Raw genomic sequence first — 10930 nt, forward strand, 5'->3', positions numbered from 1 at the left:
ATTAAATAAGTATGTATCACCGCTCTGTTCTTATTTTACCTGATGATGGCATCCAGCCTGTGATTGATGCGATTGAAACGGCGAAAATAAATCTGCGGATAAAGATGTTTGTATTTTCTGACCCCGTGCTGATTGATGCAGTAATGGCAGCAAGTAAACGTGGCGTTAAAGTAAAAGTGATGCTGAACCCGGCAAGAAGGGATGGCGAAGAAGAAAATGAAACGACGCATCAAATACTTGCAGCGGCAGGTATTGACGTAAAAGACAGTAATCCCAATTTTGGCTTGACACATGAAAAGTCAATGGTGGTGGATGATAAAATTGCCTTTGTAAAATCATTGAACTGGGAGACTAAAAACTTAACAGAAACACGTGATTATGCCATCATAACTTCCCATCCGCACGAAGTGAAAGAAATCATTATGTGCTTTGAAGCTGACTGGGACAGAAAAGATTTTAACCCCGGTGCAAATGCACATTTGATCTGGTGCAGCGGCAATGGCCGGGAAAGAATAGCACATTTTATTGATGAAGCAGTACATACTTTGTTTGTACAAAATGAACGTTTCCAGGACCTGGTGATTATTGAGCGGCTGGTACGTGCAGCAGAACGTGGTGTAAAAGTGCATGTGATGGTTAGGCCTCCGCACACCCTAAAAAAAGAGAAACTGGTAGAAGGGGTGGGTGGCCTGAGAATAATGAATGATGTAGGTATCAAAATACACAAATTAAAACACCTTAAACTGCATGGTAAAATGTTGCTGGCAGACGGCTGCCGGGCTATTGTCGGCTCTATCAACCTCGCCCCTGGAAGTTTTGATGACCGCCGCGAACTGGCCATAGAAGTGCACGATGCAGCCATAGCAGAGCGATTGCACGAGATAGCTCATTTTGACTGGCACAATTCTCATCCCCTGGATCTTACAGATGCCGGCCTGTTTGAAGACCTTGAAAAAAGAGGCCATGGTGGATCAGAAAAATTGGTACTCGACCTGGATGTGCCGAAGCATAAAAAACACAAAAAGCATAAAAAATAACTTCTTCTTTTTAATATTCATTTTACAGGCTGTTATCATTTTTTATAAAATTTGGGTTGTAAATTTACCCTTCACACAAACAGCTTACATGCCTCCGGATTCCACGAATATTAATAATAAGGCCACTGCACAAAACACATACGATGTAATTATAGTAGGCTCCGGCATTACCGGCGGCTGGGCTGCCAAAGAATTGTGCGAAAAGGGATTGAGAGTATTGTTGCTGGAAAGAGGCGCCAATGTGGAGCATCCCAATTATCCCACTGCCACAAAAGATCCCTGGGATTTTCCGCATCATTTGCATTTATCTGAAGCCGATAAAAAAGAAAAATTTATCCAAAGCCGCCATTGGTCTTTTAAAGAAGACAATAAACATTTTTACATCAACGACCAGGAAAACCGGTATGATGAAATCAAGCGTTTCGACTGGATAAGGGGAGACATTGTTGGCGGCCGTTCGCTGCTTTGGTCACGGGCCTGTTACCGCTGGAGCGATCTTGACTTTGAAGCCAATTTAAAAGATGGTCATGGTGTTGACTGGCCCATTCGTTATAAAGACCTGGCGCCCTGGTATGATCATGTAGAATCTTTCATTGGTGTAAGCGGCTCGGCAGAAGGCTTACCACAATTACCGGATGGCATTTTTCAGCCGCCATTTGAGATGAATGCGGTAGAAAAATATTTTAAAACAAAAGTAGAGGCGGGTTTTGCCGACCGCAAAGTAATCATTGGCCGCACTGCCAATCTTACCAAACCGGTGCAGGGGCGTGGTCAGTGCCAGGCAAGGGATCTTTGTCACCGCGGGTGTCCTTTCGGGGCTTATTTCAGTACCAATGCCAGTACCATGCCTGCGGCCTATGCCACGGGTAATCTAACGGTTAGGCCCTTGTCGCTGGTAAATAAAGTGCTGTATGATGAAAAGAAACAACGTGCAACCGGCGTTGAAATAGTGGACATGAAAACCAATCAAACAGAAGAGTTTTATGCAAAGTTGATATTTTTAAATGCGGCCACAGTTGCTACTGCATTTATTTTATTGAACTCAACGTCGTCCCGTTTTCCAAATGGCCTGGGCAATGGCAGCGGGCAGGTAGGGCGCAATTTAATGGATCACCACAAAGGTTTCAGTGCTTCCGCAGCCGTAGATGGTTTTGAAGATATGTATTATTATGGCAGAAGGCCAACCAATATTTATATACCGCGGTTTAGAAATGTACAACAAAAAGATAACGGATTTTTGCGGGGCTATCACTTTGGCGCCAGCGCCTACCGCAACCAGCAGCAAAGCGATACCATCGGTGCTGAGTTAAAAGAAAGTATGTGTGAACCTGGTGGATGGCGCATAGGATTATATGCTTTTGGCGAATGCCTTCCTTATGCCGATAACCGCGTTACATTAAACAACGATAAAAAAGATAAATGGGGCAGACCGGTAATTGCCATCGACTGCGAATTTAAGGATAACGAAAAAGCAATGCACGAAGACATGGGCGTCACAGCAAAGGAAATGCTTGCTGCCAGCGGTTTTAAAGATATACAGGTGGGAGGCAAAATTTCTTTTCCCGGCAATGCCAACCATGAAATGGGTACGGCCCGTATGGGACGGGATGCCAAAACATCTGTACTCAATGGCTTTAACCAAATGCATGAAGTACCCAATGTATTTATTACCGACGGCAGCTGCATGACATCCGGCAATTGTGTAAACCCATCTTTAACCTACATGGCGCTTACAGCAAGGGCATGTGATTATGCAGTGAAGGAATTGAAGAAGATGAATATTTGAGAGAAGGCGTACATCTTCAAAGTTTAGAATATTTTTATAAGGCTTGTGGTAATTGGGATAAATGATTCGAGTGACTCATAAATCATCTTTTGAATATCGAAATGTTGAAAAAATATGAGTACTGTGTATTTAATCCCGAAGGGATGATAATATTATAGAACAAAAAGAACGTACAAAATAAATATAAACCCCGAAGGGGTGATATTATTTTCATCAATAAATTTGGATATTTACTCGTACCATTCAAAAAGATATTTTTCATCAAACTCTATTTTAAAAGCTGTCAAAAGACTGATATATTCCTGTCGGAAAGTTTTCTTTTTATGATGAGCTTCCTGGTTTAATATATAGTTGTACACGTTTTCAATTTGTGACTGGCCATAAGAAAACGCGCCGTAACCTTCCTGCTATTGAAATTTCCCCTTCACCAGTTTATGATCATTGATAAAATTGGAAGAATTATTTTTAATATCCCGGACGAGGTCTGATATTGCGGTTGCAGGTTTTAAACCTATAAACGCATGTATGTAATCCGGCATTCCGTTGACAATAATACTCTTCTGGTCTTTACCGCTGATGATACCGGAAATGTATTTATGTAAATCGGTTTTAAAATTGTCGCCGATCAGGTTAGCCCTTCCTTGTACAGCGAATACTACCTGAATATAAACTTTAGAAAAGGTACCGGGCATACTATTTATTTGAGATTAATAATGTCACCCCTTCGGGGTTTGATGCTTAACAAAATACATTTTTTACTATAATAATTTCAGTCCTTCGGACTTTTATTGAAAAGTTTAATTATCATGTAAGCTACATTCCAACAATGAACGTAATCCTCTTTGCCCAAAATATTTTGTATCGTACATTCAATAAAATTTATTTTCCATGCAATTGAAATCATTCATTTTACTTGTTCTAATCGGTATAGTCTATTCCGCATCGGCACAAATCAGTTCTGCAGCTATCGATAGTTTGGTTGAAAAAACACTAAAAACATTTGATGTGCCGGGCATTGCCGTGGCTGTTGTAAAAGATGGCAAAATTATTCATGCCAAAGGCTATGGGGTACGCTCTTTAAACACCAAACAAAAAACAGATGAGCATACCTTGTTCGGTATAGCCTCCAACACAAAAGCCTTTACCGCAGCAGCATTGGGTATTTTGGTTGATGAAGGAAAAATAAACTGGAACGATAAAGTGACCGACTATATCCCGGAGTTTAAAATGTACAATCCTTATGTGACGGAAGATTTTACCATCCGCGATTTATTAACCCACCGCAGCGGCCTCGGTCTGGGTGCCGGCGACTTGATGTTCTGGCCCGACTCCAATAATTTTACAAAAAAAGACATCATTCATAACCTGCGCTATTTAAAACAGGTGTCCGGTTTCAGAACAAAATACGATTATGATAACCTGATGTACATTATAGCAGGCGAAGTGGTGGCGAAAGTATCAGGTGTTAGTTGGGAGAATTTTATTGAAACACATATTCTGCAACCGCTTGGCATGACAGAAACGTCCACCTCGTTTAAAACCGTTCCCAACAAAACAAATGTAATTGATCCGCATGCGCTGGTGGATGGGAGGGTACAGGTGGTCCGCCGCGACTGGAGTGGGGTGGCCAATTCTGCCGGCGGTATTTACAGCAACATTACCGACATGAGTAAATGGATCATCATGCAAATGAACAACGGTAAATATGGTGACGGACTCAGTAAAAAAATATTCAGTGAAGAAGTACATGAAGAAATGTGGACACCGCAAACCATTATTCCTGTGCATGGCCCATCACCTTACAATACCCATTTTGCCTCTTATGGTTTGGGCTGGTTTTTAAGCGATGTAAAGGGCTATCTGCAGGCAACGCATACCGGTGGGCTCGCTGGCATTGTAACACAAATTACCCTGATACCCGAAATTAAATTAGGCATCATCGTTTTTACCAACCAACAATCCGGCGCAGCTTTTACAGCAATCACCAACACCATCAAAGACAGTTATCTTGGTGTTACCGGCGTGGATCGCATCAAACAAAATCATGACCGCGTCGTAAAGAATGAAGCAGAAGCAGCAAAAATAACCGGCGATATATGGAAAGATATTGAAGCGCAGCAAAAGAAGAATACTTCACCAAAAGATACTGCTCTTTTCACCGGAACTTATACGGATAAATGGTTTGGTGATGTAGTGATCTATTCAAAAAATGGCAAGTTGTGGTTTGAATCCAAAAGATCTTTCTTATTGAATGGTGAAATGTTTCCTTACAAAGGCAACACATTTATTGTAAAATGGGGCGACAGAAGCCTGGATGCAGACGCGTATGTGCAATTTGATTTGGATAATACCGGTAAGGCCAATCGGATAAAAATGAATCCGATTTCACCGCTGACAGACTTTAGTTTTGATTTTCAGGATTTGGATTTTACGCGGGTGAAATAATGTGCAAACATTTTTGTTTACCTAAACAACTGTTTGTATTCTTTATAATAAGCGTTGACGAGGAAAAAAAGCAACCAAAGAAAAGGCAGATGGAAACACTATCCGAAGCCAGGCTTTAAACCCGTCCTAAGCAAAAGGGACATCCGTAGAATTATTTGCTATTGGGGTTTAGATCTTTTAAACAAACGATGAAATAGTTTGTTTAAAAGATGCAGGCTAAATTCACCAAAACTGATAAAAATATTTCCCGCTACCCTTAAAAATATTTACTTTGTACAGTCATATTTTACAACTTCCAAAATAAACATACCATGGCCATTTATGAAATTAACATCAACAGTAAATCTTATAAGGTAGATGTGGAACCCAGCATGCCGTTACTTTGGGTAATCCGCGATTTTGTTGGATTAACCGGAACCAAGTTTGGCTGCGGTATTGCGCAATGCGGGGCATGTACCGTACATCTAGATGGTACGCCCATCCGGTCGTGCAGCTTTCCTGTTTCTGCCGTAGGTGCGAAAAAAATTACTACTATTGAAGGGGTTTCAGCAAATGTAGATCACGCCATACAAAAAGCCTGGATAGAACTACAGGTGCCACAATGCGGATACTGCCAGTCGGGCCAGATAATGAGTGCAGTGGCGCTGTTGAAGGCAAAGCCTAAACCGACGGATGCAGACATTGATATTGCTATGCAGGGAAATCTTTGCCGCTGCGGTACCTACCAGCGCATACGCAGTGCCATTCACCGGGCGGCTGAATTAATATAACCGTTCGCTTTAAGGTATCTTGTTTTAGCTCATCTTTTCAAACTATTTACAATGGAAAAAACCGCTTCAAATATCAATCGCCGGAATTTTATAAAACTGTCCGGCATTACAGGTGCCGGCCTCATGATAGGCCTGTCTTTAAAAGGAAACAATGGCGTTGGTCAGGTAGCCAATCTCAGTGGCGAATTGCCGGCTTTCAATTTAACACCTTTTGTCATAATTGAAAAATCCGGCGCCATCACCATTTTTAATACAAGCCCCGAAATTGGGCAGGGTGTGTTTCAATCTATTCCCGCACTGATAGCAGAGGAGCTGGAAGTATCGCTTGACCAGGTAACCATTAAACAAACGGGAGGCGAAAAACAGTTCGGTCCCATGCAGTTTGCGGGTGGCAGTATGTCCGTAAGATCAAATTATACCAACCTGAGAAAAGTAGGTGCGAGTGCAAAAGAAATGCTGCTGACGGCAGCCAGCCAGCAATGGAATGTGCCGGTTACAGAATGCCGGGCGGAAGGTGGAAAAATACTGCATAGCTCCGGTAAATCGGCAGGCTATGGAGAACTGGTAGAAGCCGCTTCCAAACTGGAAGTGCCAAAATCACCTAAATTAAAAGATCCGGCGGATTTTAAATTATTGGGTAAAAATATTCTTCGGCCGGATATCCCTTTAAAAAGTTCCGGCAAAGCCATTTTTGGAATCGATATTTCTGTTCCCAATATGGTCTATGCATCAGTGGCGCATTGCCCCGTGTTTGGCTCAAAGCTGGTAAGTTTTGATGACACAGCAGCAAAAAAAGTGAAAGGTGTTACCAGGGTAGAAACCTGTGAAAGAATCATTGGTAAATACAAGTATCCCGCCGTGGCAGTAATTGCCGATAATTACTGGGCCGCACTACAGGGGCGTAAGGCGCTGGCAATAAAATGGGATCACCAGGGCAACGAAACATTCAATTCAAAAACCTACGAACAGAGGTTACGCAACTTGTCAAAAAAGGAAGGCGTAGTAGCGCACAACCAGGGAGATTTTGATGCAACATTTAAAGCAGCGCCGCTGAAGCTGGAAGCGTTTTATGAAACACCAGTGGTATCCCATTCCCCGATAGAACCAATGAACTGCGTGGCTAGCTGGATGGAAGGCAGCAAGCTGGAAATATGGGCATCTACACAGGTTCCGGGCGATATCGTGGATTCTTTCTCAAAAGCATACAATGTGCCAGACGGCAATTTAAAAGTAAATGTGTTGTTTAATGGAGGTGGTTTCGGTCGTCGTTTGTACAACGATTATATACATGAAGCGGTACAGCTGACAAAGAAAATAGGTCAGCCGGTGAAGCTGATCTGGACAAGAGAAGATGATACGCAAAACGGGCCATTCCGCCCGATGACTTTTTCTGCTATGAAGGGTGCCTTGTCTGCCGATGGTAAAGCCATTGCTTTTCAGCATAAAGTAATTGCACCTTCGCTGGATGCAAGTGAAAAAGAAAATTATGACCCGAACAAGCCAGATGGAACCATGACGGAAGGCATCAGTGAACAGAAGTATGAAATCGCCAACATGAAAAATTTGTATGTATATGCGGATTCGCATATTCCGTATGTTGCCTGGCGGGCGGTAACCAGTACTACGCTGGCCTTTGCGCACGAATGTTTTATTGATGAAATGGCGGTAAAGGCAAAGAAAGATCCGATGGCTTTCAGGTTAGGCATGCTTACAAAAGAGTCAGACACCAAAAACGTGTTGCAAAAATTGAAAGAGGTCAGCAACTGGGATAAGCCATTGCCGGCGGGCTGGGGAAAAGGTGTTGCACAATATGAATTTTTTGCAGGGCTGGGCGGCTATGTGGTAATGGTTTCAAAAAAAGGCACCGGGGTTAAAATAGAAAAAATATATGCCGTGATCGATCTGGGTACGGTGGTAAATCCGGATACGGTAAAGGCACAGGTGGAAGGAGCAGCTGTAATGGCTTTGACTGCCGCCATCAAAAGTGGGATCACCTTCGACAAGGGGCAAACTGTACAAACCAATTATCATAATAACCAGCTGGTACGTTTTAATGAAATGCCGCCGGTTGATGTACATATATTAGCCAATGGCGGATCAACCATTAAAGGAGCCGGTGAACCAGGGCTTCCACCTTTTGCACCCGCTTTGTGCAATGCTATTTTTGCGGCTACGGGCAAACGCATTCGCAGGCTGCCTTTTGATATTAATAAAGTGTAATTTCTAAATTAAAAAATCAAAAGTAAAAATAGGCAGGTTCATGGAGCAGAACAGTTATATATTGTTGGCTACCCGGGACCAATGGATGCTATCCAACAATTAAATTCATTATTCTCATAAAATTAAATTTGGCTTTTCGCATGTATAAAACAATGGTATCCTTTTTCATCGCCGCTGGCGTCATTTTTATAACATCTTCCTTTTATCAGAAATATGATTTACCAAAGAGCATTGAACGTGGTAAGGATGTATATACTACTTATTGTATGAACTGCCACATGGTAGATGGCAACGGCACACCCGATGTGTATCCACCGCTCGCAAAATCAGACTATTTGAAGAAGCCGGTTAAGTTGCAGATACTTGCCGTGCTGAACGGGCAGGATGGGGAAGTGATTGTAAATGGAAAAAAATACAATGTTTTAATGCCGGCTCAAAATTATTTAACCGACGAGCAGGTGGCCGATGCGTTGAACTATGCACGCAACAGTTGGGGCAATAAAAATACCGTGGCGATTACGCCTGCGCAGGTAAAAGCATTGCGTAAATAGATTGATTTGAGTTAAAGCATTGTAATGAAAGAAATCAACGACATTATAAAAGCGTATGACGAAGCACAGCAAAAGGGTGAGCAATCTGCCCTTGCCACTGTTGTGCATGTGGCAGGTTCGTCTTACAGGCGGGAAGGCGCCCGTATGTTGATTACAGAACAGGGGCAATTAACTGGGGCCATTAGTGGCGGTTGCCTTGAGGGCGATGCCTTAAGAAAAGCCCTGCTCGCTATGGCACAGCAACGCCCCATGTTGGTAACCTACGACACCAATGATGAAGATGATGCCACCATTGGGCTTGGTCTGGGTTGCAATGGCATAATACAGGTGTTGATTGAACCCATTGATGGCAGCCGGCCTGGCAACCCGATTGCGTTATTAAGAGCCATTACATCCAAACGACAGCATAGTGTGTTAGTAACATTATTTTCCCTGCATGATAAAAGAGCTATACAACCCGGCACCTGTATGATGGTTACAGCTGATTGTTGCATTGCTAATGATTCCATCCCTTTAAAAGATATATTGATAAAAGATGCCGGCCTGGTATTGCACCAGCAACAATCTTTATTTAAAGAACTTGAATTTGAATCAGCACCGTTAAACGCTTTCATCGAAATGATTCCACCCGCAGTGGCACTGATCATTATCGGTGCAGGGAATGATACCATCCCCTTGGTGAAAATGGCAGATATGCTGGGTTGGCAAAGCACGATTGTGGATGGCAGACCGGAATACGCAAAGGCAGAACGTTTTACCGCAAGCTGCCAGGTACTGCTTTCCAAACCTGAAAATTTGCTGGATAAAATCAGCATAGATGACCATACTGTATTTTTGCTGATGACGCACAATTACAATTATGATATGGCCATGCTGCCTGTTTTACTTGCCAATAACGTGGTGTATGCAGGGATGCTGGGACCAAGAAAAAAGCGGGACAGGATGCTGCAGGAACTGCAGGATAAAGGCATTTCATTTACACCAACGCAATTGTCAGTTTTGCATAGCCCAATCGGACTTGATATTGGGGCCGAAACGCCGGAGGAAATTGCATTGTCTGTTATTGCTGAAATTAAAGCGGTGTTGAGCGGCAAAAAAGGTAGTCCGCTGGCGGCTAATAATTCGCCGGTTATTCATTCCCGTGCTGTTTTAAAGGCATAAGTTATGTGACAGTGATCTTAATTTTTATTTAGATATACCTGTTTATCCGGTTTGCTTTTTTTTATTTTATACAAGAGACCACCCCACCAACTTTTATTTTATATTGAGCGCTGTTATGTTGGAAAATATCATACACTATTGCGGCATTATAGTGCTGGCTGCAGGCGCATCTACCCGTTTAGGTAAGCCAAAGCAATTACTGCCTTATAAGGGTAGAACTTTATTACAGCATAGCGCAGATACAGCTGGTAATGCGATGATTGGCCCGGTGGTTATCGTAGCGGGTTGTGATGCCGGTTTAATTTCCCAACAGGTAAACGACAGACCGGTGACTATCGTTACCAATGAACATTGGCAGAGTGGAATGGCGTCCTCTATTGTCTGCGGACTTCAGTTTTTATTATCCACCTACGCTGAAACAGATGGCGTTATTATTATGATGAGTGATCAGCCGTTTGTTACCTCCGCTTTGTTGCACGATTTGATAAACGCACAACACCAAACGGCAAAGCCAATGGTTGCGTGCAGCTATAATAACACCATCGGCGTGCCGGCACTTTTTTACAAAACAATTTTTCCCCAGTTATTACATTTATCGGGCGATGCCGGCGCCCGTAAAATTTTACAACAGCAAATGCCAAATGTTGCTACGGTATCATTTGCCAAAGGCGATGTTGATATTGATACACCTGAAGATTATGGAAAACTAATTCAATCAGGATAAAAGTCTTTTGCTCCATCGGGCTTAATTCACCATTCATCGAAACAATCAATCTGTTAAACGAAAAACAAAAATGGATTGGATGATTCATTGCATTTTTACATCCGAAAGCAACGGTAGCGCAGGACAAAAAAACATTAATTCTTTAGAAAATAGGTACAGCAATTTCGAAGAGACAGAATTGAACCACCACAGCGAAAAGTAAATTCAGGATTTATATTTTAAGATGTTCCATTCCT

9 protein-coding genes are annotated in these 10930 nt (G+C 42.5%); 8 read left to right on the forward strand and 1 reads right to left on the reverse strand.

What is annotated here, in order from left to right; genetic code table 11:
- Positions 1 to 11: 11 nt before the first annotated feature.
- Positions 12 to 1037, forward strand: a complete 1026-nt coding sequence (locus JWR61_RS06825) for a phospholipase D-like domain-containing protein (protein ID WP_301927090.1) — start codon at positions 12 to 14, stop codon at positions 1035 to 1037.
- 88 nt (positions 1038 to 1125) lie between these two features.
- A complete protein-coding gene (locus JWR61_RS06830; RefSeq protein WP_301927091.1) occupies positions 1126 to 2823 on the forward strand; it encodes a GMC oxidoreductase in 1698 nt (565 codons plus the stop codon).
- Between the two features lie 407 nt (positions 2824 to 3230).
- On the opposite strand, the gene JWR61_RS06835 is transcribed toward JWR61_RS06830, so the two are convergent.
- Positions 3231 to 3515 carry a transposase gene (locus JWR61_RS06835; protein ID WP_301927092.1) on the reverse strand — a complete coding sequence of 95 codons (285 nt, stop codon included), beginning with the start codon at positions 3513 to 3515 and terminating at the stop codon, positions 3231 to 3233.
- Between the two features lie 196 nt (positions 3516 to 3711).
- Between JWR61_RS06835 and JWR61_RS06840 the strand changes: the two genes are divergently transcribed.
- The 6 genes from JWR61_RS06840 to JWR61_RS06865 all read left to right on the forward strand — a co-directional run bounded on the left by JWR61_RS06840 (position 3712) and on the right by JWR61_RS06865 (position 10694).
- Positions 3712 to 5268: a serine hydrolase gene (locus JWR61_RS06840; RefSeq protein ID WP_301927093.1), complete on the forward strand. Its 1557-nt coding sequence runs from the start codon at positions 3712 to 3714 to the stop codon at positions 5266 to 5268.
- Positions 5269 to 5585: 317 nt separating this feature from the next.
- The gene (locus JWR61_RS06845) at positions 5586 to 6038 is read left to right on the forward strand and encodes a (2Fe-2S)-binding protein (RefSeq protein ID WP_367881792.1); all 453 of its coding nucleotides are present in this window, start codon (positions 5586 to 5588) and stop codon (positions 6036 to 6038) included.
- Between the two features lie 51 nt (positions 6039 to 6089).
- Entirely contained in the window at positions 6090 to 8258 is a 2169-nt protein-coding gene (locus tag JWR61_RS06850) for a molybdopterin cofactor-binding domain-containing protein (protein ID WP_301927095.1), read from the forward strand.
- 140 nt (positions 8259 to 8398) lie between these two features.
- Positions 8399 to 8809 carry a cytochrome c gene (locus JWR61_RS06855; RefSeq protein WP_301927096.1) on the forward strand — a complete coding sequence of 137 codons (411 nt, stop codon included), beginning with the start codon at positions 8399 to 8401 and terminating at the stop codon, positions 8807 to 8809.
- 24 nt (positions 8810 to 8833) lie between these two features.
- Positions 8834 to 9970, forward strand: coding sequence for an XdhC family protein (locus JWR61_RS06860; protein WP_301927097.1), 1137 nt, complete (start codon positions 8834 to 8836; stop codon positions 9968 to 9970).
- A 115-nt stretch (positions 9971 to 10085) separates the two neighbouring features.
- A complete protein-coding gene (locus JWR61_RS06865; protein ID WP_301927098.1) occupies positions 10086 to 10694 on the forward strand; it encodes a nucleotidyltransferase family protein in 609 nt (202 codons plus the stop codon).
- Positions 10695 to 10930: the final 236 nt, after the last annotated feature.

Source organism: Ferruginibacter sp. (assembly GCF_028288465.1).
Lineage (GTDB): Bacteria > Bacteroidota > Bacteroidia > Chitinophagales > Chitinophagaceae > Ferruginibacter.